At 38.6% G+C, this 24,265-nt stretch carries 20 protein-coding genes; 15 read left to right on the top strand and 5 right to left on the bottom strand.

From position 1 onward, the window contains the following. Positions 1-81: 81 nt before the first annotated feature. Complete coding sequence (locus PALPR_RS15230; RefSeq protein ID WP_013443813.1) at positions 82-657, bottom strand: GNAT family N-acetyltransferase; 576 nt, start codon at positions 655-657, stop codon at positions 82-84. 201 nt (positions 658-858) lie between these two features. Between PALPR_RS15230 and PALPR_RS01395 the strand changes: the two genes are divergently transcribed. The 3 genes from PALPR_RS01395 to PALPR_RS01385 are packed head-to-tail and all read left to right on the top strand — an operon-like array spanning position 859 to position 2,980. Then, positions 859-1,551 (top strand): iron-sulfur cluster assembly scaffold protein, encoded by a 693-nt coding sequence (locus PALPR_RS01395; protein ID WP_013443812.1) that lies wholly within the window; start codon positions 859-861, stop codon positions 1,549-1,551. 30 nt (positions 1,552-1,581) lie between these two features. Further along, the gene (locus tag PALPR_RS01390; RefSeq protein WP_013443811.1) at positions 1,582-1,929 is read left to right on the top strand and encodes a four helix bundle protein; all 348 of its coding nucleotides are present in this window, start codon (positions 1,582-1,584) and stop codon (positions 1,927-1,929) included. Between the two features lie 55 nt (positions 1,930-1,984). Then, entirely contained in the window at positions 1,985-2,980 is a 996-nt protein-coding gene (locus PALPR_RS01385; protein WP_013443810.1) for a GGGtGRT protein, read from the top strand. Positions 2,981-3,092: 112 nt separating this feature from the next. On the opposite strand, the gene PALPR_RS01380 is transcribed toward PALPR_RS01385, so the two are convergent. Beyond that, the gene (locus PALPR_RS01380; RefSeq protein WP_013443809.1) at positions 3,093-3,863 is read right to left on the bottom strand and encodes a class I SAM-dependent methyltransferase; all 771 of its coding nucleotides are present in this window, start codon (positions 3,861-3,863) and stop codon (positions 3,093-3,095) included. Between the two features lie 475 nt (positions 3,864-4,338). On the opposite strand from PALPR_RS01380, the gene PALPR_RS01375 reads away from it, so the two are divergent. Together PALPR_RS01375 and PALPR_RS01370 are read left to right on the top strand one after the other, a co-directional pair. Next, positions 4,339-5,190 (top strand): LytR/AlgR family response regulator transcription factor, encoded by an 852-nt coding sequence (locus tag PALPR_RS01375; protein ID WP_013443808.1) that lies wholly within the window; start codon positions 4,339-4,341, stop codon positions 5,188-5,190. Between the two features lie 312 nt (positions 5,191-5,502). After that, a complete protein-coding gene (locus tag PALPR_RS01370; protein WP_013443806.1) occupies positions 5,503-8,349 on the top strand; it encodes a TonB-dependent receptor in 2,847 nt (948 codons plus the stop codon). 55 nt (positions 8,350-8,404) lie between these two features. Here the strand turns inward: PALPR_RS01370 and PALPR_RS01365 are convergent, their stop codons facing one another. Both PALPR_RS01365 and PALPR_RS01360 read right to left on the bottom strand, forming a co-directional pair. Continuing rightward, a complete protein-coding gene (locus PALPR_RS01365) occupies positions 8,405-9,286 on the bottom strand; it encodes a TIGR01777 family oxidoreductase (RefSeq protein WP_013443805.1) in 882 nt (293 codons plus the stop codon). A gap of 124 nt (positions 9,287-9,410) precedes the next feature. After that, a complete protein-coding gene (locus tag PALPR_RS01360; protein ID WP_013443804.1) occupies positions 9,411-10,955 on the bottom strand; it encodes a pseudouridine synthase in 1,545 nt (514 codons plus the stop codon). A 260-nt stretch (positions 10,956-11,215) separates the two neighbouring features. On the opposite strand from PALPR_RS01360, the gene PALPR_RS01355 reads away from it, so the two are divergent. The 4 genes from PALPR_RS01355 (at position 11,216) to PALPR_RS01340 (ending at position 14,062) form a co-directional block, all read left to right on the top strand. Beyond that, on the top strand, positions 11,216-11,761 hold the full coding sequence (locus PALPR_RS01355) for a DUF1697 domain-containing protein (protein ID WP_013443803.1): 546 nt from the start codon (positions 11,216-11,218) through the stop codon (positions 11,759-11,761). 478 nt (positions 11,762-12,239) lie between these two features. Continuing rightward, a complete protein-coding gene (locus PALPR_RS01350; protein ID WP_013443802.1) occupies positions 12,240-12,740 on the top strand; it encodes a TlpA family protein disulfide reductase in 501 nt (166 codons plus the stop codon). Positions 12,741-12,753: 13 nt separating this feature from the next. Next, entirely contained in the window at positions 12,754-13,368 is a 615-nt protein-coding gene (locus PALPR_RS01345; protein ID WP_013443801.1) for a thioredoxin family protein, read from the top strand. A 313-nt stretch (positions 13,369-13,681) separates the two neighbouring features. Continuing rightward, the gene (locus PALPR_RS01340) at positions 13,682-14,062 is read left to right on the top strand and encodes a hypothetical protein (protein ID WP_013443799.1); all 381 of its coding nucleotides are present in this window, start codon (positions 13,682-13,684) and stop codon (positions 14,060-14,062) included. An 86-nt stretch (positions 14,063-14,148) separates the two neighbouring features. Here PALPR_RS01340 and thrS read toward each other — a convergent pair whose 3' ends face one another. Then, positions 14,149-16,095, bottom strand: coding sequence for a threonine--tRNA ligase (gene thrS, locus PALPR_RS01335; RefSeq protein ID WP_013443798.1), 1,947 nt, complete (start codon positions 16,093-16,095; stop codon positions 14,149-14,151). A 389-nt stretch (positions 16,096-16,484) separates the two neighbouring features. Between thrS and PALPR_RS01330 the strand changes: the two genes are divergently transcribed. From PALPR_RS01330 to rpsA, 6 genes are all read left to right on the top strand, one after another. Further along, the gene (locus tag PALPR_RS01330) at positions 16,485-16,967 is read left to right on the top strand and encodes a MarR family winged helix-turn-helix transcriptional regulator (protein WP_013443796.1); all 483 of its coding nucleotides are present in this window, start codon (positions 16,485-16,487) and stop codon (positions 16,965-16,967) included. 33 nt (positions 16,968-17,000) lie between these two features. Further along, the gene (locus PALPR_RS01325) at positions 17,001-17,996 is read left to right on the top strand and encodes an HlyD family secretion protein (RefSeq protein ID WP_013443795.1); all 996 of its coding nucleotides are present in this window, start codon (positions 17,001-17,003) and stop codon (positions 17,994-17,996) included. A gap of 2 nt (positions 17,997-17,998) precedes the next feature. Beyond that, entirely contained in the window at positions 17,999-19,633 is a 1,635-nt protein-coding gene (locus PALPR_RS01320; protein ID WP_013443794.1) for a DHA2 family efflux MFS transporter permease subunit, read from the top strand. Between the two features lie 132 nt (positions 19,634-19,765). Next, the gene (locus PALPR_RS01315) at positions 19,766-21,088 is read left to right on the top strand and encodes a TolC family protein (RefSeq protein WP_013443793.1); all 1,323 of its coding nucleotides are present in this window, start codon (positions 19,766-19,768) and stop codon (positions 21,086-21,088) included. A gap of 131 nt (positions 21,089-21,219) precedes the next feature. Further along, a complete protein-coding gene (locus PALPR_RS01310; RefSeq protein WP_013443792.1) occupies positions 21,220-21,924 on the top strand; it encodes an SGNH/GDSL hydrolase family protein in 705 nt (234 codons plus the stop codon). Positions 21,925-22,163: 239 nt separating this feature from the next. After that, a complete protein-coding gene (gene rpsA, locus PALPR_RS01305; RefSeq protein ID WP_013443791.1) occupies positions 22,164-24,212 on the top strand; it encodes a 30S ribosomal protein S1 in 2,049 nt (682 codons plus the stop codon). Positions 24,213-24,265 lie beyond the last annotated feature (53 nt).

Raw genomic sequence — 24,265 nt, 5'->3', positions numbered from 1 at the left:
AAATATAACACCACAAAACAGGCAAAATAGAGAACAGAAAATAGTAAAGAAAACAATACTAACTTTAATCCCTTTCAGAAGTTAAGAACTCTCCAGTTCCTCTTTAGGGGTTAGGGGTCTATCTTCTTTATAATGATATACTTTATCGTAAAGTGTTTCCTTTATAAGACCAAAATGTGTTTCAGCAAAATGTTTGTCGTTACACATTAATTGCATCGGAATCAGAAAATCATCGCCTTCATACGGTGGCTGAGCATAATTATGCGATATAACACTAAAGCCTAGTCGTTCATAAAACTGTATGCGTCGGATAGCCGTAGTATCAACAGGCATTTCAACCTCAAAAACAACAGGCAATTTGGTTTGCTCTTTAAACATTTTGAGCGCCTCAGTACCAATGTGCTGATCCCTCATGGTAGGTGACACTGCAAAATGTTCTATATAGAAGAACCTGTCAAACGTCCAGTAGTTAAGCAGTCCCACAAACTTTTCATCCCTGAGAATTGCCTGGGCAAAGAATCGCTTTTCGTAATTCAGCTCATATTCAAGTCCTGCCCATGTGCGGCGTTCGGCAGTGGGGAAAGCCAGCGCATACAAGTTGAACAAATTACTGAACAACAAATCAGAAACATTATTAATTCGATGAAAACTAAGCATATTCCGTATTTAAAATATAAAGTTAGTTGTGCAAAATTAATACTTTTATGCGCTTAACAAAATATACGGAAAAATGTTCAAAATTATACGCATTTTGAGTATAGTACTCCATTGCAAAACAATAAAAAAAACGTACTTTTGCGCTCGGTTTCAATTAAAGAAATTTTTATTCAATCAATATATTAACTAAACAAGAAAAGTATGATTTATTCGCACGAAGTAGAACACATGTGTGTTGTAAAAAAAGGCCCAAATCATGGACCAGCTCCCATACCTGAAGAAGGCAAATGGGTAAAATCGAAAGAAATAAAAGACATTTCAGGTTTAACTCACGGTGTGGGTTGGTGTGCACCACAACAAGGCGCATGTAAACTGACTTTGAACGTTAAAGATGGTATTATCGAAGAGGCTTTAGTTGAAACAATCGGTTGCTCGGGTATGACTCACTCAGCTGCAATGGCTGCTGAAATTCTGCCGGGAAAAACTATCCTTGAAGCATTAAATACTGACCTGGTATGTGATGCAATCAACGTAGCAATGCGTGAATTATTCCTTCAAATCGTGTACGGACGTACACAATCTGCTTTCTCTGAAGGTGGTCTGCCAATCGGTGCAGGTTTGGAAGATTTGGGCAAAGGTTTGCGCTCGCAAGTAGGTACTACATTTGGTACAAAAGTAAAAGGTGTTCGTTACCTTGAGTTGGCTGAAGGTTATATCAGCCGTATGGCATTAGACGAAGACGGAGAAGCTTGCGGATACGAATTCGTACGTGTAGGTCCAATGTTGGATTTAATCAAAAAAGGAGTTGATGCAAACGAAGCATTGAAAAAATCGACCAGCAAATACGGTCGTTTTGATAACGCTGCGAAATATATCGATCCACGTCACGAATAATGAATAATTGATAATGAATAATGAATAATTATGAAAGAGAATGTTGTTGTAAATAAAAGCAAAGCATTTGCTATCAGAATTATTCGTTTATATCAGTATCTTTTATCAGACAAAAAAGAATATATTCTTTCAAAACAATTATTACGTTCAGGAACAAGTATAGGTGCAAATGTAAAAGAAGCAATTCAAGGTCAAAGTAAAAAGGACTTTATTGCCAAAATGCAAATTTCACTCAAAGAAGCCAGTGAAACAGAATATTGGCTTGACTTATTACATGAAACTGATTATTTGGACGAAAATCAATATATTAGTATTAATAATGATTGTGTAGAATTAATCAAACTACTGACTTCAATAATCAAACAATCGAAAGAATAATTCAGATACAAGTTTTAATTATCAATTATTAATTATCAATTATCAATTAAATATTATGCCACTATTTGAAAGTTATGACCGTCGTATAGACAAAGTCAATGCGGCTCTTAATACATACGGTATCAAAGATATCGACGAAGCCAAAGCAATTTGTGCTGCTAAAAACATCGATCCTTATGCAATCTGCGAAGGCATCCAAAATATCGCGTTCGAAAACGCAAAATGGGCTTACGTGGTAGGTTCAGCTATCGCCATCAAAAAAGGTTGTAAAACTGCTGCTGAAGCTGCCGAAGCTATCGGTATCGGTTTGCAGGCATTCTGTATCCCGGGTTCAGTAGCCGAAGACCGCAAAGTAGGTCTTGGTCACGGTAACCTGGCTGCTATGTTACTTCGCAACGAAACTAAGTGTTTTGCTTTCCTTGCCGGACACGAATCATTTGCTGCTGCCGAAGGTGCTATCGGTATTGCTCAATCAGCTAACAAAGTACGTCAGGAGCCATTGCGCGTTATCCTTAACGGACTTGGAAAAGACGCTGCTATGATTATCTCTCGTATCAACGGATTTACCTATGTTCAAACTGACTTCGATTACGCTACAGGCGAATTGAACGTAGTGAAAACTAAATCATACTCTGACGGACCTCGCGCTGCTGTAAAATGCTACGGTGCTGACGACGTTCGCGAAGGTGTGGCTATCATGCGTGCCGAAGGTGTTGACGTATCGATTACCGGTAACTCTACTAACCCAACACGTTTCCAACACCCTGTTGCCGGTACATACAAAAAAGAATGTATCGAAAACGGTCGCAAATATTTCTCTGTTGCTTCAGGTGGTGGTACCGGACGTACCCTTCACCCTGATAATATGGGTGCAGGTCCTGCTTCTTACGGTATGACCGATACTATGGGACGTATGCACGGCGATGCTCAGTTCGCAGGTTCTTCTTCAGTTCCGGCTCACGTGGAAATGATGGGATTCCTGGGTATGGGTAACAACCCAATGGTTGGAGCTACTGTACAAGTGGCTGTAGCTATTGAAATGGCAAAATAAGATAACCCCTAAATCCCCTCCTAAAGGGAACTTTAAGATTAGAAACTCCCCGATATGCTGATGCGTATCGGGGAGTTTTGTTTAGTAAATTGAAATTGAAGGAGATTATAACCTACATTTTCTTTCCAATATAGAACACATAACCGTAGTACTCCTTATACTTATCGTATAGTTGAGCTTCATACCGCTGGTATCCAACAAATTCTTCCGCAGTTTTATTACCTGCATGCTTTTTCAAAAAAGATTCTTGTCGCAATGCCTGTGCTGTATAATAATCCGTCCAGGTCAGTTCTGGCACAACAAAAGTAGCTATAGGAAGATAACCTGCATTTTCCATTTGAGCAACCTTGTTCGAAATTGTATCAATCTCCGGATAAGCATTCTGCCAAAAACCCCCGATTTCGTCAGGTCGTTCTGAAGTAAACCAGGTGTTTTCAGTCATAGCGATATAACCGCCCCGTTTTAAGAATTTCCGCCACTCTTTTAATCCGCATTCAAATCCGATATTATAAATCGCACCCTCACACCAAATCAAATCAAGTTCTTCATCGTCAAACGGAAGATTATCCATATTGCCAACAACGCCCGTTACTCTGTGTTGAAAATTATTCTTTTGGGCATTTTCATTCAGTTGACTGATAAAATCCGGCCATAATTCTATACCGATAATTTTACTCGGCGTATTTTGAGCAAGCACCATTGTCTGACCACCGGTTCCGCAACCGATATCGGCAATTTTGGATTGCTGCGAAAGACCATTTATAAAACTTAATGCCTTGAGCGTTAAATCAGCATTTCCGGGTCCCTGACGTTCTGTGTCTGAAAAATAGTCATAAATAATATTCAAATCAAATTCGTGAATGGTTTTATTTTCGTTATTCATGGTTTTAATGTATTGTGGCATACACGCAAAGACATATCAACGCCTTCGGCATTGTATGCAAATTAAATTAAAGTTTATATAATAGGAAATTGCCCCGGAAAAGAACTTACCGGGGAACTAACGAAAGGACAATCTGTATAAGCGATACAGACTGTTTACAATACCAAATCCGATTTAATTGAAGAACTAAACATCCATTTGTTTTAATGACACAAAGATATTGAAAATAATGATACAAAAAACAGCGTGGGATAAGAAAATAGTATCGGGGATTTTATTATATTCAGATTCCCAACGCTTCGCTCGTCCCTTTAAAAAGGGAATATTTTTGAGGATACGACAGAAGATCTGTACATTAAAGCGTATTTGTATTTTACATTAATTCTCGGACTGTTCATGCATTTCTGCTTTCGTTAATCAAAATATAAGTATCTTTGCATGCTGAAAAAACAAGCTGAAAATTTTAAACCTCGCCATGCTCAAAGAATATCTGAACCAACCCTACCCCAGAGTGCACAAAAGCTGGAAGTATGCCATTCCCCTTAGTATATTCATCGCATTGTTTATGATTGTTTTTCAGCCCTTCGGTTTTTCGGACTACAAGGGTAGCAAAATTATTATCGGGTCCGGATATGGATTGGTTACATTGGTAACATTGATTTTCGACACTATCGTCAGCAGAATTTTTTTCAAAGACTGGTTTGAAAAGAAAGAGTGGACTGTGCTAAAACAAATAATCTGGCAGGTATGTGTCCTTTTTACGATAGGGTTGGGAAATTCCCTTTATGCCTCGTGGATTAACGGGTCGTGGGGTTTCAATATGTTTCTGGCATTTCAGTGCTATACAGTGGCTATAGGCATTACCCCCATAGTATTGATAACGGTAATTCAGCAAAACCGACTACTGACTGAAAACCTGAAATCGGCGCAAGACTTTAACACCCAGTTACACCCGAAAGACGAAATTGCGGGGAACGAAATAGTAAGCCTGCTTTCTGATAATGAAAAAGACCGACTTGATATTGAACTCTCGCAACTATTGTATATCGAATCGAGCGGTAATTATATCGAAATCTTTTACACAAAAGACAAAGCGCCGAAGAGCATGCTGCTGCGCTCCACCCTGAAACGAACAGAATCGCAACTGGAACCACACCCGTCGGTAGTAAAGTGTCACAGAGCTTTTCTGATTAATGTGGACAAAATCATTCATGTCAAAGGAAACTCTCAAGGATTGAGGCTGGTACTCAAACACACGGATACGGAAATACCTGTTTCGCGCAATTTTTCAAAGTCTCTGAAAGACAAACTGAACTCTCTGACTTAAACACCAAAGACCGACAACACGTAAATGTCTATTATTTAATATTATAACCTATTCAGGCATTTATGTGGTCAAGAATCCGGGCTTTTCTAAATAAAACAGCTTTTATTGTAGTAATTATTGCCTTTTATTAGCATATCTTTCTCAACATTACTAAAAAAATAATCATAACCATTAAACCTTTCTGTTTTACTTTCGTCCAATAAAACGAATGAAAAAAGGATACAAGTATGTTGTTGATGCTTTTTATTCATAGTATCATAATTATTGAAAGAAAATTGTTTTTTAAGGATTATTCATTTATACAATTCGTTTATGAAAAAGTTATTATTAATTATTATCGTTATTGTTTCAACCAACCTGTTGGGATTTGCCCAGCACAGCATCCAGTCAATGGTATTTGACTCGAAAAACGCGTTGCCTTTAGAATTATGCGCAGTAAGATTATTACATCTTCCTGATTCGGCATTGGTACAAGGCACTCAGACAAACGGCAACGGGAGTTTTATGCTAAGCAAAGTAAAACCCGGAAATTATACACTTATTGTCAGTATGATTGGTTATGTAAGTAGCCGTCAAAATGTAACAATGGCAAATAAAGATATCATTCTGAAAAACATTCAACTGGGAGAAGATTCTCACTTGCTTAAAGAAGTAGAAGTTAAAGGTACCGCAGCCCAAATGGTGGTAAAAGGTGACACCATGGAATACAATGCTACAGCATTTAAAACCGTAGAAAACGCCGTGGTAGAAGATTTATTGAAAAAATTACCGGGAGTGCAGGTAGGAAGTGATGGTAAGATTACCGTAAACGGACAATCTATCACTAAAATCCGTGTGGATGGTAAGAAATTTTTCGATGGAGATGTAGAAACTGTTACCAAGAACCTGACAGCCGATATGATTGAAAAAATTCAGGTATTAGATCAGAAATCGGATGTAGCATTGATGACAGGTTTTGAAGATAATGACACAGAACGTATCATCAACTTAACCACTAAAACCAATAGAAGAAAAGGTGTATTCGGTAGCGTTACCGGAGGTGGAGGTTTAGACATAAACGACGGTGCACGATACGATGCTAACGCTATGATAAGTATTATGAACGGCGATTCGCAAACTGCTGTACTTGGAGGTGCCAACAACACTAACACAAGCCGTAGCGGACTCTCCAGAGGCGGATTGGGTGGTCCATCCGGTGGGCTTACTCAAACTCAAAACTTTGGAATGAATAATAACACAACTTTAAGTCCAAAATTTAAATTAGGTGGAGATGCTTCATTTAATCACTCTACCAACGAGTCGATTACTGAAAATAACACCACCAGCTACCTTTCAGGTTCAACTTTCACGAATCATTCATTTAATAATTCTACTCCGGAGAACTATGCAGCCAATTTAAGACTGGAAAGTGAATGGAAACCGGATAGTCTTACTACTATCGTTCTCCAGCCAAGTATTCGTTACAATCGCTCATTCTCAAACAGTACAAGTGATTATACTTACCTTACCGGCAATGACACTACTACTGTGGGTAATTCGGCCAATACAGGTAACGGAACTTCTATCAATGCAGGTTTGAACATTATTTATAACCGCAAGATGCAATCCAAAAAAGGACGTACGTTGAATGTTAATTTCAGATCTTCTTTATCTTCAAGTAATAATGAAAGTTACAACTCATCGAACAAAACAACAGCGAATGTACTTACGCAAGTAAATCAATACACTAAGAATACTTCAGATCGTTATAATTTCAACTTAAATGTATCATTTGTTGAACCACTCTGGAACGAAAAGAACTTATTGCAAACAATTGCATCTGCTAGTCTGTCTAACAGTACTTCTGAAAAAAATCAATTCAGGAAAGATCCATTTTCAAGCGATTACACGCTTAAAGACAGTATCTACAGCAATAGCTTCGACAATCAGTTTTATACAGAATCATTGGAATTGAACTACAAGCACGTAGAAAAACTATGGAATGTTACCTTTGGAGGTAGAGTAGAGCCTTCGCAAACGGTAAGTAATACAGTTTATGGTGATGGAACACTACGCGATGTACCTACATTATCTGTAGTTAACTTTGCTCCTACCGCACGTCTTCAATACAATTTCACAAAAAAGACTTTCTTACGTGCCGACTATCAGGGAAGAACTTCTCAGCCAAGTATAGATCAGATGCAACCGGTTAAGAATAATTCAAACATAATGAACGAAACAGTAGGTAATCCCAATCTGAACCCTTCTTTCAGCCACAATTTAAGAATTATGTACTCAGCTTTCAATGACGCGACATTCTCGTCATTCAACACAGCCATAAATCTTCAGGCCACAAAAGATGCGCTTGTAACCAATAGTATATATGACAACACCGGAAAACAATATTCTCAAGCAGTCAACTCCGGTTCAATGCCATTTAATATCATGGGAATGGTAATGTTTAACACGCCGATTTTAGCAAAAACATTGCACTTTATGACTAACACTTCGTTCGGTTTAAATCAACGCTATGGCTATTCTAAACATTTAAATTCTCAGGCTATTAGCACAGACAATTTAATTCTGGGTGATTTGAGCGACACCAAAGCTTATAGTGCAGGCGAAATGCTTTCATTGACCTATACTGGTACAATATTGGAAATCGGAGCAAGAGGAAATTTCAGGTACTCAAATACCAAGAACAATTTGAATACAGGCACACAAGTAACTAAGGACTGGACAGCTTCAGGAAACTTAACGTTGCACTTACCTTACAATATCAACATTGGTACAGATTTGAATTATTCAACGTTGCAAGGTTATGCAACAGCAGACCAAAAACAATTAATCTGGAATGCTACATTTGATAAAACTGTATTTAAAAACAATAAAGGTGTAGTTGCATTCAAAATAAATGACATTCTTCACCAACAATTGAATTTCAGACAAACAGTTGGCGATAACTATATCACCTACAGTAAATTCAACACACTTCCGTCTTACTTTATTGTAAGCTTCTCTTACAAAATTGCTGATTTCGGAGGAAACGGTAATCAACGTGGACCTGGAGGAGCAGATTTCCAACGTTTCGGAGGTCCTGGTGGCATGGGTGGAGGACGTCCAGCTGGTGGATTCGGTGGTGGAGCCGGTGGCTTCGGAGGCGGCAGACCAACCTTCTAATCTACATTTCTTATAAAAAGACCCCTGATAAATTATTATCAGGGGTCTTCTTTTATTACTTTAGCAAATCTTTCAGCGCCTTAGCAACGTCAGGATATGCAAACCGGAAACCTTCGTCCAAAAGCCTTTTGGGGTACACATTGACACTATTGAGAACCAGATCGGGTTCAATGCCTCGGAGCCTGGCTCCTATTTTCACTGCAAACTCGGGTGCAGAGATTCCAATGGGTACACGAAGACAATTCCGTATCTGCTCCATAAACCCCCGATTAGGGATCGGTTGAGGTGAAGTACAGTTTATCACTCCATGCATATTTTTGCTAGCTATCAGAAACTGTAATATCTGAAAATAATCTTCCTCATGAATCCAACTCATGATTTGCCTTCCATCACCCTGTTTTCCGCCTAACCACAAGCGGGTAAGGGTTACAAGCGGTTGTAATGCTCCCCCACCCTTGCCTAACACAACAGAGGTACGCAGAGCTATCTGGCGTGTATCAGACAACTGAAACGCGAAAAATGTCTTTTCCCAATGTTTCACTACTTCGGCCAGAAAATCATTTCCGGATTCAGTTTCTTCCTCCGTCATCAAATGATCGAATGATGGTTTGTAGATTCCGGTAGCACTGGCATTAATCCAAACCTTCGGCGGTTTTATGCAGGCCAGTAACGCATTACCCAACCAAAGTGTGGTATTTATACGCGATTCGATAATCGCTTTTCTATTCTCCTCAGTGTATAAACAACTGATTGATTTACCTGCAAGATTAATAACTGCCTCAGCACCTTCTAAAGCCTCTGTCAACCCAATAGGATTCCATGAAATATGTTCAGGATTTCGTGACACTATCTGCACATTATACCCCGCTTTCTGAAAACGTTCGGCAATATAAGTTCCTATAAATCCTGTTCCTCCGGCTATAACAATTTTTTTCATACGTATATCTGAAGACAAATTCCTAATAATATATGGTTTATACAGGTTATTGTTCTATAACAAAAAATCCTCTGCAAAAGTTGCAGAGGATTTTTCTTTATTCTAATACGAAATATATCGTTGACTACTCGTGAGCACCCATTTTAAGCATGCTTACTTCTCTTTCGCTAAGGAAACGATATTTTCCACGTGGAAGTTGTTTTTTAGTCAGACCGGCAAAGTATACGCGATCCAGACGAATGATTTTATATCCAAGCTTTTCGAAAATACGACGAACTACACGGTTCTGTCCGGAGTGAATTTCAATACCTACTTGTTTCAAATCGCCTTCTTTCACAAATTCAAGTGCATCGGCAGCTATGTTTACATCATCAAGCGGAACTCCGGCCAAAATAGTTTCAAAATCAGCTTTTTCAAGCGGTTTGTCCAGCGTTGCATGATAGATCTTCTTCTTATCGTATTTTGGATGAGTCAATTTTGAAGCCAAATCGCCATCATTAGTCAGCAATAAAACTCCGGTGGTGTTTCTATCCAGTCTACCCACAGGATAAATACGCTCGCTACAAGCATTTTTCACTAAATCAAGCACTGTCAAGCGATCATGTGTATCTTCCGAAGTAGTAACACAGTCTTTCGGCTTATTGAGCAATAAATACACCTTACGTTCAGAGCGTACAGTTTGTTCGTGGAACATAACCTTATCGGTGAGTAAAACCTTAACACCCATTTCAGTTACAATTTCGCCATTTACCGAAATTACTCCAGCCTGGATATATTCATCAGCCTCACGGCGTGAACAGATTCCTGCATTAGCCAGGAATTTATTTAAGCGGATAGGTTTTGTAAGGTCAACAACTGTTTTCTTAAATTCCAGTTGTTTCTTATTACTGTATTTAGAGTTTGGATCGTAGCTATCATCGGCTTTGCGGTAAGGCTTGCGGAATGTAACTCCATCCTTTTTATTATCATAACGAGTTTCTATGAATTCTGATTTCTGACCTTCACCCGGCTTTTTGAAACTCAATTTGCCTGTACGTGGTTCATCTTCCGAAGGTCTGTTATAACTTCTTCCGTATGTTTTTTCTCCATTGCTGTCAAGACGGTCTTCCCACGGTTTTGGTTTACTATCACGGTTCTCCCAGGGTTTTTTAGGTCCACCAAAGCCCGGTTTACGATCACCGTAAGCAGGTTTATCGCCCCAAGGTTTACGCTCTCCTGTAGAGTTTCCTGTTTCCCATGGCTTTTTGTTAGTTGTAAATCGTGGTCTTCCACCTTCACGGTTTTCATAGGGTTTACGTTCACCGTAGGCAGGTCGGTCATCACCACTGCTTCTGAAGGATTTTTTTTCTCCGAATGAAGGGCGACCACCTTCGCGGTTTTCGTATGGTTTGCGTTCGCCATAAGCTGGTCTGTCGTTTCCACCACTGCTGAAAAATGATTTCTTTTCGCCAAATGCAGGGCGGTTATCTTCTCTCTTATTGTAATCCGATGTTCCTGATGTCCTGTTATCATCACGATTCGGTCTTTCGGAACTAAATTTTGCTGCTCCACGAGAGCCTTTCAATATCGATTTCACATCGCGTTTCTCAAACGGTTTACCATCACGGCCGGCACCTGAATTCGAATTACCTTTCGAATTTCCCTGCCATTTTTCATTGTTTGTCTTCATTCAAATTTTTATATGTATATTTGGGGTACAAAGTTCGTAAAAAATCCCGAATAAACCGCACATTTTTAGCCTAAAAGCAAGTTCAAGCAGAAAAAAAATGAATTATTCTTTACAGATTACAAATTGTAACATGAATCAATCCATTATAAGATTTCTCTTAGTAAACAGCTTCAATTTATTCGGTAGTGTAAAAACATATTTCATTATCAATTGTTTTGATGATGAAAAACGTTTAACAAGATAATACACTTATAAACCAAATGACTACATACATTTCTATGCTGCGCGGGATAAACGTGGGAGGGCATAAAAAAATCAAAATGGATGCATTGCGTCTAATGTTTACCGAAATGGGCTTTGAGAATGTACAAAGCTATATTCAGAGTGGGAATATTATTTTCAGGGCAAATAAAACTGATTCTATCAGGCTTTCAAACAAGATATCAAAACAAATTCTCTCCACTTTCGGATTTGATGTTCAGGTAGTGATTATTACGGTAAAAGAGCTTGAAGAAATACTGACAAACAATGAGTTTAGTTCAGCCCCGGAGAAAAATCCCGAAAATAGCTATTATATTTTTCTGCAGGCAAAACCAGATCAAAGCCTTTTGAAAAACATTATTCCGGCAGATTATACTCCTGATGAATTCTCTTTCGGAGATAAAGTCATATACGTATATTGTGCTTCAGGATATGGCAACACCAAACTAACCAACTTATTTTTCGAAAAGAAACTAAAGATTTTCGCCACTGCCCGCAACCATAGCACCACCACTAAATTACTTACTTTGGCAAAAGAACTATAGCACTATCCCTCTCTTGAACTAAGTTCTTAGATAAATATAATGTCGTATAAGTAAATATAGAAATGGGAAAAGATTAGAACCTGCCTACCGCAGGCAGGCGCGGATAAACGCTGATATAGCGGATTTTAATACGGATTTTAATCTCGACAAGTCGAGATGATTTTCAATAGTTTAACCTCTTATATGTCATGCTTGCATTACTAAAATCAGGTTTAAATCCGTTTAATTATCATCCGTTTTTACCTGCCTGCCGCAGGCAAGTCCGCTCAATCAGCAAAATCAGCGTTCCATTATCTTTTAATAATACGACATTATATTATTCCGCTTACTTATTTTATTCCGACTGCATTAAACAAACAAAAGCAAATTTTGCAGCCAAAATTCCAAATTGTACTTAAAATACCGTCGGTAAAGGTTATTATCTATCGTTGTAAGCAAACAAACAGTTGAAACTGTATGTTTGAGAAAGAAAAACAACATGAAATACTATATCATTGTTTTACTGACAATAATTACGCTTGACGGTTTTGCTCAACAAAAGGTAAGTAGCGGATATCAGGTAAAGATTGTCCGCTTTGAGGACTTAGAAAAAGTTCTGAATAAGAACGATGACAAACTGTATGTGGTCAATTTCTGGGCTACATGGTGTAGGCCTTGTGTATTGGAGTTACCGGAATTTATGGAAGTAAATAAAGCAAACCGCAGTAATCAGCATTTCAAAATGATACTGATAAGTCTGGACATGGCAAAGGATGCAAAAACGCTTGTACGACCCTTTCTGATTAAAAACAAAATTGATGCGGATGTCTATCTGCTCGACGACAACAAGCGTATGAACGAATGGATACCGGCTATTGATAAAAGCTGGAGTGGTGCCATTCCGGCAACCGTATTCTACAAAAATGGAAAGAAATTAGAATTTATTGAAAGTCAATTAAACAAAAAAGAACTGGAACAAATCATTAACAAATACTTATAAAACAACAAACAATATGAAAAAGATAGGATTAATTATATTTTCGTTACTACTCATGGCCGGTCAGACAAAAGTTGCGGCAGAAAAAGGATATAAAATCGGTGATAGTGCCGCAGACTTCAAATTAAAAAACATTGATAACAAAACAGTATCACTAGCTAACTACACTTCAGCCAAAGGATTTATTGTCGTATTTACCTGCAATCATTGTCCGTATGCTAAAGCGTATGAAGACAGAATAATAGCCCTGAATAAAAAGTATGCACACTTGGGTTATCCGGTGATTGCTATTAATCCAAACGATCCGAAAGCAGAACCATCAGACAGTTTTGAAGCGATGCAGGTACGAGCCAAAGAAAAAGGATTTACATTCCCGTATTTATTTGACGATGGTCAGAAAATCTATCCATTATTTGGAGCTACAAAAACTCCGCACGTATTTGTGCTGAATAAAGAAAACGGAAAAAATATCGTAAGATACATTGGGGCTATAGATAATAACTATTCTAACCCTGCTGATGTAAGTCAAAAATATGTAGAAGCAGCTGTTGATGCCTTGCTTACAAACAAACCCATTGCCCAAAGCACAACCGTTGCTATAGGTTGCAGTATCAAGTCACAGAAAAAATAATACCTTAACTCAGTTTCTGTATAAAGTGCGAACCAACTGTATGTGGTTCGCACTTTTTTTTGGTAACATTAAGGCCGAACTTCCAATAACAATAAAACTGTTTGAGATTATTCTGCAAGAATATTTTATCACTAATTAAACAAATAGAACCAACTAAAACAATTTTTTCATATTTTTGCACAAAACAAATTTTAGGTTAAGCGAATTGACCTGGCTAAGTAATGACGGTATACGCATGCTGGTACCGATATGCAAAAAAAATAAAATGGCAATCAGCATGTAGATTGTCTGTAACAAATTAACGAATAGAATAATGAAAAGACTCTTTGTTTTAATGATGGTGTGCTTATCTGCAACCATTTTTGCCGAAAGCGCATTAGCTGCAACTCCTACAAAAAAGACAGTAAAAACAACTACTACTGCCACAAAGGCTAAAGGAAAAACCACAACAGCTAAAGCAAAAACTACGACTAAAAAAGCTGTAGTTGCGAAAGACACCGTAAAAATTGCAGTGAAAGACACAGTTGCTACCGTAAAAAAAGAAGACTCGATAATTAAATCGGTTTACACAGCCGTTAAGGACACGCTTACTAAAGTAGCCAAAGACAAATTAAACAAAACATCATTTGGAGTTAAAGATTCAACTGCCAATAAAATAAAATCAACACTTGGTGGTATTTTAGGAGGAAAGTAAATCCAACACACATATACTAAAAACGCGAGCCGAATTAAATTCAGTTCGCGTTTTTTTATTATGAATTATGCATTACGAATTGTGCATTATTTATTGTATTGATTCACCAAGCTATCCACTTCATCAAGTATAAGTTTAGAGAAATCGGCTACCTTCATGGTTCCTTTGTCACCTTCACCCTGACGGCGTACTGACACTTCCCCATTTTCAGCTTCTTTTTCGCCTACAATCAACATATAAGGGATACGTTTCAATTCGTTATCACGGATTTTACGACCAATCTTTTCGTTACGATCATCCACCTGCACACGAATATCCTGAGCGTTCATTTCCTTCGCAATTTGGAATGCATAATCGTTGAATTTTTCGCTGATTGGCAATATCACTACCTGATCAGGAGTCAACCACAACGGGAATTTCCCGGCAGTATGTTCTATCAGTACAGCCACAAAACGTTCCATAGAGCCAAACGGTGCACGGTGAATCATTACCGGACGATGTTTCTGATTATCTTCGCCGGTATATTCCAGTTCGAAACGTTCGGGCAGGTTATAATCCACCTGAATAGTTCCCAGCTGCCACTTACGTCCGATGGCATCGCGAACCATAAAGTCAAGTTTCGGACCGTAAAAAGCAGCTTCGCCGGTTTCAACACGGGCTTTCAATCCTTTTTCGGCACAAGCCTCAATAATGGATTGTTCGGCTTTTTCCCAGTTCTCGTCTGAACCTATGTATTTTTCGCGGTTATTTGGATCGCGTAACGAAATCTGAGCTTCAAAGTTTTCAAACTCCAATGCATTGAAAATAATAAAGATAATATCCATTACTTTCAAGAACTCATCTTTCACCTGATCGGGACGACAGAAGATATGCGCATCATCCTGTGTAAAGCTTCGTACACGAGTCAGTCCGTGTAGCTCACCGCTTTGTTCATAGCGATAAACCGTACCAAATTCGGCCAAGCGAACAGGTAATTCTTTGTAAGAACGAGGTTTGAATTTATAAATTTCGCAGTGATGCGGACAGTTCATTGGTTTCAACAGGTATTCTTCACCTTCTTCGGGTGTATGTATCGGTTGGAATGAATCTTTTCCGTATTTCGCATAGTGACCGGAAGTCACATACAGTTGTTTGTTTCCGATATGCGGAGTCATTACCTGTTGGTAATCGAAACGGCGTTGGATCTTCTTTAAGAAATCTTCCAAACGCAAGCGCAACGCTGTTCCACGTGGTAACCACATGGGAAGCCCCTTGCCAACCATTTCGGAGAACATAAACAATTCCAGCTCTTTACCAATCTTACGGTGGTCACGTTTCTTAGCTTCTTCCAACAAAACCAAATACTCATCGAGCATTTTCTTTTTTGGGAAAGTAATACCGTACAAACGAGTCAACATCTTACGTTTTTCGTCACCACGCCAGTAAGCACCTGCTACGCTAAGCACCTTGATAGCTTTAATATCGCCTGTATTCGGTAAGTGAGGTCCACGACAAAGATCTGTAAAATTACCTTGTGTATAGAGTGTAATTTTGCCGTCTTCCAACGCTTCAATCATTTCTGTTTTATATACTTCGCCAATATCACCAAAGCGTTTCAGTGCATCAGCTTTACTAATATCGCTACGAACAATAGCCTCTTTACGCTGGGCTAGTTCCAGCATTTTAGCTTCAATGACAGGTAAATCACCTTCTTTAATGGAAACTTCACCCGGATCTACATCGTAGTAGAAACCGTTTTCGATAGCCGGACCAATACCGAACTTAATGCCCGGATACAATTCCTGAAGGGCTTCGGCCATAAGGTGAGCAGATGAATGCCAAAATGCATGCTTGGCTTCTTCATCATCCCATTTATGCAATTTAATGGCTGCATCGGTTTCGATAGGGCGGGTTAAGTCCCAAATTTCATCATTTACTGTGATAGCAAGCACTTCTTGTGCCAGTCGGGAGCTGATACTTTCAGCTAGTTGCAGTCCGGTTATGCCTTTGGCAAATTCGCGAACCGAACCGTCGGGGAATGTTACTTTAATCATACGTTTTTTGAACCTTACAAATGGTTTTTAAATTTTGAGTTGCAAAGATAGAAAAAAATGAAATGTTTCTAACTTATTTTTCGGAGAAACACCGTGAGGTTGATTTATTTCGATACGATTCGGATAAATCTGCATCTTTAATGACGCTGTTTTTCTGAAAGTTTAAAATTAGAGTTTCTAAAAGTTTGTTTTTATATTTACTCTGACTTGCTATTTTCATAATTCAAAGGCGATAATCCTTCGTTCATCGATTTTTACTTGTTAGAATATGTTCATAATCTGTAATTTTGTCTATTGATAAATGTTACATTTACGTTAAACATTGCAAAGTGAACAATTACATCCAGAAAATAGTTATACTTTTGTAACCATTATCAAAACAAAACAAAATGCCGGATAATATTATTTCAATTGATTCAGTTATTGAAAACTTAATTTCGATACATCCACTTCTAACAAAGAGTTTTACAAGATCCATCCGATCTAAAACAAATCTTAACCCCGGATCTCTATACGTATTGGGTATTCTAACACGACATGGCAAATTATCAATGTCAGAAATTGGTTGTAAGCTATCGATGCCAAAACCACATATTACTGCCTTAGTTGACAAACTGATTCTGGAAGAAATGGTGGAACGCCTTTTCGATCCGAAAGACCGTCGACTGGTCTATGTGCAGGTAACCCCAAAAGGCACTGAAGATTTCAATGTCATAAAGCAAGAAATAAGTCAGGAAATGAGAGTGAGACTGGAACTACTTGATGAAGAAAAAATAAAAATTCTAGCACAAGCATCGCAACATTTAAAAGAAATCCTCATGGAAATTTTTGTTGATAATAAAACCGACTCATCTTGCTGTAAAATAAAATAATATATTAATACAATTAAAATCAAATTTAGGTATATGAAAAAGAAAAAAGACTGGAAAATTTACATTCCGCTGGGTGCGGTTATTTTACTGGTGGTTATTGGTTCAATCTATTGGTACATAGATTATGCTAGCTATATTAAGACTGATGATGCTGTGGTAGCATCAGACAATGTTTCGGTTAGTCCGAAAATCATGGGTCGTATAAGCAAACAATACGTTGAAGAAGGTGATTCGGTGAAGGAAGGACAATTGCTGGCCGAAATTGACAGCGTAGATCTGCTGGCTCAGAAACAACAGGTTTTAGCTTCAAAAGTACAAACTGAAGCCAATAAAGTACAAACTGAAGCCAAATATCAATTTGACCAGAAGAACATTAAGGTGCTTGAAATTGCACTTGAGAAAGCAAAAGAAGACTTTGCCCGCTCAAAAGCGCAATATTCGGGAGGTGTCACCACCAAAGAACAATACGAACATTCTTTAAAAACACAGGAAACAGCACAAGCACAACTAGATGCTGCTAAAGCTCAGTTACTTGTTTCTAAAACACAAATCAAGAGTGCCGAAACAGCCATTGCCAGTGCACAAGCTCAGATTGGTGTAATCTCAACTCAATTGAGCAATACTCGCCTTTACGCTCCGGTAAGCGGTGTTGTTGCAAAACGTTGGTTACTGGCAGGTGATATTGCTCAACCAAGTCAATCTATCTACACCATAAACAACAATAGCAAGTTCTGGATTCTGGTCTATCTGGAAGAAACAAAAATGGAAACATTGCACGTAGGACAAAAGGCCAAGTTTACATTGGACACCTATCCTGACGTCGTATTTACAGGAAAAGTATTTACAGTAGGCTCAACTACAGCTTCTCAATTTTCATTAATTCCACCCAATAATGCATCAGGCAACTTTACTAAAGTTACCCAACGTGTTGCTATAAAAATTTCAATTGATGGAACTGAAGGTCAAAAACAACTTTCATCGTTTAAACTTTTAACCGGCATGTCAGCTGTAGTTAAAATCATAAAATAAGAATGCGTAAAATATCAAATACACATAGACTACGCCGTAAACTCAGAAGCAATAGCTCTATATATCACCCGAAAAGCCCTACATACAAGTGGTTTGTATTAGCCAACATCATGGTGGGGACATTTATGGTGGTATTAGACAGCACCATTGTGAATGTAAGCTTACCTAAAATCATGTCATCATTCGGAGTAGGGTTATCGACCATACAATGGGTGATCACAGCTTACATGCTTTCAATGGCAGCAATGCTTCCGACTTCAGGATGGCTGGCCGACAAATTCGGGTACAAAAGAGTTTATTTTTGGGGATTATTTCTCTTTACTTTAGGTTCTTTGCTCTGCGGTTTGTCTAATGACGAAAGTACACTGATAATTTCACGCGTTATTCAGGGAATTGGTGCAGGAACTGTTCAACCACTTGGTATGGCCATTATTACCCGCGAATTTCCGCTTAAACAACGTGGTGTGGCGCTCGGGTTCTGGGCAATTGCCGCGGCAGCATCCGTTTCTTTCGGACCGCTTATCGGAGGTTATCTGGTAGATAATTTCTCGTGGCAATTAATCTTTGACGTAAATGTTCCTGTAGGAATTCTGGCTCTTCTGTTTACCATACTTATACAGCGTGAATTTGTAAGCAAGAATGCCCGTAAGTTCGATTATATAGGTTTTATATCCGTCATCATTTTCTTGCCTGTATTACTTTATGCACTGTCAGAGGGAAATGCACAAACAAATTCAGCAGGTTGGACCGCTCCTTACATTCTGGCCTGTTTTGCAATTTCAGGAATAGCATTTACAGTATTCTTAACCCGCGAACTTACAACAAAGTACCCGTTGCTTGATTTGCGTCTGTTGAAAGACCGCAACTTTGCTATGAGTAATTTGCTGATGTTTGTATTTAGTATCGGAATGTTCGGTAGCACATTTTTACTGCCGCTTTTCTTACAAAATTCGCTGGGATATACGGCCTTGCAGTCGGGAGCCGTTTTTCTACCGGTAGGTATAATTCAGGGACTCTTCTCCCCTATTTCAGGTTGGTTCTCAGATAAAGTAAATCCCAAAGTGCCAATCATTGCCGGAGTAGGTCTATTGGTTGTAAGTTTCTTCCTTAATTCAGAATTGTCGTTGTTCACCGAACATGATTACATCATGACATCACTGTATCTTAGAGGATTAGGCATGGGGCTGATTTTTACACCATTGAGCACTTTGTCTTTGCTTACTATTCCACGTGAGAAAATGGCGCAGGCTTCGGGAATTATGAATACCATTCGTCAAATCGGAGGTAGTCTTGGTGTGGCGCTGTTATCTACAATTTTGACTGCCCGTGTAAACTTTCATGCCCAAATGTATGGAGGCTCGGTGCTGTCTGGTTCAGAATCGTTTAAGACCATTACAAAGAACATGGCTTATTACATTCAGCAACATGGCGGAGGCTCATTTAGCACTGCGCTAAAACAAGGTCAGAGCCTATTAATGTCGAACGTAAGTTCGCAAGCCTACATACAGGGCATTAACGACGACTTTCTGATTGCGGCGTTTATCTCCATACTTGGTTTCATTCCTATCTTATTGCTCAAATCCAAAAAGAAAGGTTCAGCACCTATAGAAAGTGAACATGTAGCAATGATGGAATAGACTACTAGAATTAAGCATTTTACAAACAAACACGTATAAAATGAAACAGGCATGAACTATGAGTTTCATGAAAGAAAAATGAAAATCTGCCATGCAAGTTCCATGTGACTTTTAAAAAACAATTATTTTCACATGAAATCAATAATTAAACTAACAGTAATTTTACTTCTGCTTCCGGCATTAGTTGCCCACGGACAAAGTGCAAGTAAAATTTCAGGAGATTCATTGAGTTTATCTCAGATTCTCAACGAAGTGATATACAACTATCCTTCAATAAAGAAGGCTCAATCAGACATTGAATCGTCAGATGCCAGAATAGGATTGGCTAAAACCGCCTACCTGCCCGATGTAAATCTGGCTGGCTCTTTTGCACTTCTTGGACCAACCACATCACTGACGATGCCAGGTTTGGGGTCATTTCACTTGTATCCACCCGACAGTTATTCTGCCGCAATAAATATAAGTCAGACTATTTACGACTTTGGTAAAACCGATAAAAACATAGCCTTCGCAAAACAAAATAAAGAATTGGTCGGATTATCGGTAGATCAACTGAAGCAAAAACTTTCAGGTATGCTGGTTGGAAACTACTACTCCATAGTTTTTGTTCAGGAAGCTCTGAAAATCAAAGAAGAAGAACTAAACACGTTGAATGTCCATTTGCAGTTTGTTCAAAAAAAGGCTGCTACCGGGTCGGCTACAAATTATGAGATTCTGACTACGAAAGTTCGAATCTCTACAATTGAGAATCAGAAAACCGATTTATTAAACACTCTGCAAATTCAACTGAGCCAACTAAACTCATTTTTGGGGAAACAGCAAGACACTAAACTTACAGTGAAGAAAAGTCTGCTTAGCCCTCAAATTATAGCTGCGAATGACTCGTTGTACAACTTTGCCATCAATCACAGAAGTGAGATGAAAATTGCCCGTCAGAAGAACATATTGACTGATACACATCTGAAAATTGTAAATGCACAAAACAATCCAACCTTAAATTTCAACGGTACAGGCGGCATTAAAAACGGGTACTTCAATAACAAATATCAGGATGTAGGTAAATTGAATTATGTTGTTGGAATTGGACTGAAGGTACCGATTTTCGATGCCAATCGTACAAAATATAACAGAATTCAGGCGCAGTCCGAGATTAAAAGTAACCTACAAGACACCGAACTGACCCGAAGAGCTATTATAAACGAGGTAATTGAAAGTAAATCGAATACTGAAACGGCATTAAAAAAAGTCAACCAATCCGAATTACAACTTGAGCAAGCAGAACAAGCTTATTCATTAGCAGACACCAACTTTAAAGCCGGAGTTATTACCAATCTTGATTTGCTCGACAGCTCAACGGCTGTGGCAGAAAGCAAACTGGCATTACTAAAAACAAAAATTGAATACTCTATTAATTTCTTAAAACTGAAGATCGCACTTGGCGAACAAATTTACTAAGTTCAAAATCAAAACATGTTTTTTCAAAGAGCTAACCGTAAAAGGTTGGCTCTTTTTTTGTAAAAGCCACAGCATTATTAGTTTTTTTCGCTACATTTGAAGTCTGAAAACAACATTAAATTAAGAAACAAATGAAATCAACCTTTCTAATCAAATGCCTTTTTATGGGGACACTATTATTCTCCGGTATGGAGCTTCAAGCTCAGGATTGGCCTAATTTAAACCGCTTTCGCGCTGAAAATGCATTACTGGGTGCTCCTTCTAAAAAAGAAAAGCGTGTAGTTTTTATGGGCAATTCCATTACACAGGGCTGGAAAGAAGCTCGTCCTGATTTTTTCACGAAAAACCCGTACATAAACCGTGGTATAAGCGGACAAACTACTCCACAAATGCTTGTTAGATTTCGTCAGGACGTAATTGCACTACAGCCCAAAGTGGTGGTAATACTTGCCGGAACCAACGATATTGCAGGAAACACCGGACCATCAACTCTCGAAATGATTGAAGACAATTTAGCCTCTATGGCCGAACTGGCAAATGATAATGGAATACGCGTTGTATTATCATCAGTACTTCCTGCGTTTGACTATCCGTGGAAACCGGGCATGGAACCTGCCGAAAAAATCGTTACACTTAACGCCTGGATAAAAAGTTACTGCGAAAGAAAAGGTTTCACATACCTGGATTATTTCACTCCAATGGCCGATGAACGTCATGGATTAAAAAAGGAACTTACCTATGACGGCGTTCATTGCACTGTAGAAGGCTATAAAGTTATGGAACCGCTGGCAGAAGAAGCCATCAAAAGCGCTTTGAAACACAAGCCAAAGAAATAAGCATCTATCCATCAAAGATATAGACTAAAGACAGTAAATTTCTCTGATCCACTTCGCAAAGTGAGTGAGTCGGAGAAACCGAGATAATATCAGCTTAATACCTAAGGGAAATGCATCAATTATTTTGATGCATTTTCTTTTGTGTTATGATTATCTTTTTGTATCTTTGCGCCCTGTATTTTCACAGTCAACATAATGTCTAACCTACTATTTATTAGTAACAAAAACAATTTTCAGAAATGGAAGAAAACAAAAACATCACTGAGGAAGTAATTCCAACAGTGGAAGAAACAGTAATTGAAGAAACACAAGCAGTTGTAGAAACTCCTGCTGCAGCGGAAGAAGCTCCTGTAGTAGAAGTTATCGAAGAAGCACCAACAGCTAAAGTAAAAGCTCCTGCACCCGTACCAGCAGGTGATTTTGACTGGGATGCTTACGAAAAAGGAATCACATTAACCGACTCGGCTAAAGAAGATTTAGAAAAAATTTACGACAATACTCTGAATGCTATCAAAGACAAAGAGGTTGTTGAAGGTACAGTTATTTTAATCAACAAACGCGAAGTAGTTGTAAACGTAGGTTACAAATCAGATGGCGTTGTGCCAATGAGCGAATTCCGCTACAACCCTGATTTAGCCGTTGGCGACAAAGTAGAAGTTTACATCGAAAGCCAGGAAGACAAAAAAGGACAATTAATCCTTTCTCACAAACAAGCTCGTGCAACCCGCTCATGGGATCGTGTAAATGCAGCTTTGGAATCACAAGAAATCGTAAAAGGTTTCGTAAAATGCCGCACCAAAGGTGGTATGATCGTAGACGTATTCGGAATCGAAGCATTCTTGCCAGGATCACAAATCGACGTGAAACCAATCCGCGACTACGATGTATTTGTAAATAAAACAATGGAATTCAAGGTTATCAAAATCAACCACGAATTTAAAAACGTTGTTGTATCTCACAAAGCTCTTATCGAAGCTGAACTTGAATTACAGAAAAAAGAAATTATCGGTAAACTTCAAAAAGGTCAGGTTCTTGAAGGAACTGTTAAGAATATCACTTCTTACGGAGTATTCATTGACCTTGGCGGCGTAGACGGTTTAATCCACATCACCGACCTTTCATGGGGACGTGTTTCTCACCCTGAAGAAATCGTTACATTGGATCAAAAACTCAACGTTGTTATTCTTGACTTCGATGATGAGAAAAAACGTATCGCTTTGGGCTTGAAACAACTTTCTGCTCACCCATGGGATGCTTTGAGTGCAGATCTTAAAGTTGGCGACAAAGTAAAAGGTAAAGTAGTGGTTATGGCCGACTATGGTGCATTTGTTGAAATTGCTGCCGGTGTTGAAGGTTTAATCCACGTTTCTGAAATGAGCTGGTCACAACACTTACGCTCTGCTCAGGACTTCTTGAAAGTTGGAGACGAAGTAGAAACAGTAATTCTTACTTTAGATCGTGACGAACGCAAAATGTCTTTAGGTATCAAACAACTAAAATCTGATCCTTGGGATAATATCGAAACTCGCTACGCTCTTGGAACTAAACATGTAGCTAAAGTTCGTAACTTCACTAACTTCGGTGTTTTTGTTGAAATCGAAGAAGGCGTTGATGGATTGATTCACATTTCAGATCTTTCATGGACTAAAAAAGTAAAACACCCATCTGAATTTACTCAAATAGGTGCCGAAATTGATGTTCAGGTTCTTGAAATCGACAAAGCAAACCGTCGTTTGAGCTTAGGCCACAAACAATTGGAAGAAAACCCATGGGATGTTTTGGAAACTATGTTTACCGTTGACAGCGTTCACGAAGGTGTTATCGTTGAAATGTTAGACAAAGGTTCTGTAATTTCATTGCCTTATGGTGTTGAAGGTTTTGCTACTCCAAAACACTTGGTAAAAGAAGACGGATCACAAGCTCAGGTTGATGAAAAATTAGCTTTCAAAGTTATTGAATTCAACAAAGATGCTAAACGTATCATTCTTTCACACAGCCGCATTCATGAAGATGCTAAACGTGCAGAAAAAGGTGAATCTACTGCAACAGCTGTAGAAGCTCCTGCTAAAAAAGCTGCTCCAAAACGTGCTAAGAAAGAAGAAACTGTTGTAGCTTCAGCAACTCCTGCTGCTGAAAAAACTACACTGGGTGATATCCAGTCTTTGTCTGACTTGAAAGACAAAATGGATTTAGCTGCTGAAAAGGCTGCTAAGAAAGAAAAGAAAGCAAAAGCTGCCGATGCACCTGCAGCAGCTGAAACTACTCCTGAAGTAGCTCCAGAAGCTTAATTCTATCCTTTATATAATTGAATGGCTGTCAGGAAATCCTGACAGCCATTTTT

This window comes from Paludibacter propionicigenes WB4 (genome assembly GCF_000183135.1).
Taxonomy (GTDB): Bacteria; Bacteroidota; Bacteroidia; order Bacteroidales; family Paludibacteraceae; genus Paludibacter; species Paludibacter propionicigenes.
This window is presented reverse-complemented; position numbering and strand designations above follow the sequence as displayed.

Coding starts and splice junctions, on each gene's coding strand:
- PALPR_RS15230 (WP_013443813.1), bottom strand. CDS start 657: ATGCTTAGTTTTCATCGAATTAATAATGTTTCTGATTTGTTGTTCAGT.
- PALPR_RS01395 (WP_013443812.1), top strand. CDS start 859: ATGATTTATTCGCACGAAGTAGAACACATGTGTGTTGTAAAAAAAGGC.
- PALPR_RS01390 (WP_013443811.1), top strand. CDS start 1,582: ATGAAAGAGAATGTTGTTGTAAATAAAAGCAAAGCATTTGCTATCAGA.
- PALPR_RS01385 (WP_013443810.1), top strand. CDS start 1,985: ATGCCACTATTTGAAAGTTATGACCGTCGTATAGACAAAGTCAATGCG.
- PALPR_RS01380 (WP_013443809.1), bottom strand. CDS start 3,863: ATGAATAACGAAAATAAAACCATTCACGAATTTGATTTGAATATTATT.
- PALPR_RS01375 (WP_013443808.1), top strand. CDS start 4,339: ATGCTCAAAGAATATCTGAACCAACCCTACCCCAGAGTGCACAAAAGC.
- PALPR_RS01370 (WP_013443806.1), top strand. CDS start 5,503: ATGAAAAAGTTATTATTAATTATTATCGTTATTGTTTCAACCAACCTG.
- PALPR_RS01365 (WP_013443805.1), bottom strand. CDS start 9,286: ATGAAAAAAATTGTTATAGCCGGAGGAACAGGATTTATAGGAACTTAT.
- PALPR_RS01360 (WP_013443804.1), bottom strand. CDS start 10,955: ATGAAGACAAACAATGAAAAATGGCAGGGAAATTCGAAAGGTAATTCG.
- PALPR_RS01355 (WP_013443803.1), top strand. CDS start 11,216: ATGACTACATACATTTCTATGCTGCGCGGGATAAACGTGGGAGGGCAT.
- PALPR_RS01350 (WP_013443802.1), top strand. CDS start 12,240: ATGAAATACTATATCATTGTTTTACTGACAATAATTACGCTTGACGGT.
- PALPR_RS01345 (WP_013443801.1), top strand. CDS start 12,754: ATGAAAAAGATAGGATTAATTATATTTTCGTTACTACTCATGGCCGGT.
- PALPR_RS01340 (WP_013443799.1), top strand. CDS start 13,682: ATGAAAAGACTCTTTGTTTTAATGATGGTGTGCTTATCTGCAACCATT.
- thrS (WP_013443798.1), bottom strand. CDS start 16,095: ATGATTAAAGTAACATTCCCCGACGGTTCGGTTCGCGAATTTGCCAAA.
- PALPR_RS01330 (WP_013443796.1), top strand. CDS start 16,485: ATGCCGGATAATATTATTTCAATTGATTCAGTTATTGAAAACTTAATT.
- PALPR_RS01325 (WP_013443795.1), top strand. CDS start 17,001: ATGAAAAAGAAAAAAGACTGGAAAATTTACATTCCGCTGGGTGCGGTT.
- PALPR_RS01320 (WP_013443794.1), top strand. CDS start 17,999: ATGCGTAAAATATCAAATACACATAGACTACGCCGTAAACTCAGAAGC.
- PALPR_RS01315 (WP_013443793.1), top strand. CDS start 19,766: ATGAAATCAATAATTAAACTAACAGTAATTTTACTTCTGCTTCCGGCA.
- PALPR_RS01310 (WP_013443792.1), top strand. CDS start 21,220: ATGAAATCAACCTTTCTAATCAAATGCCTTTTTATGGGGACACTATTA.
- rpsA (WP_013443791.1), top strand. CDS start 22,164: ATGGAAGAAAACAAAAACATCACTGAGGAAGTAATTCCAACAGTGGAA.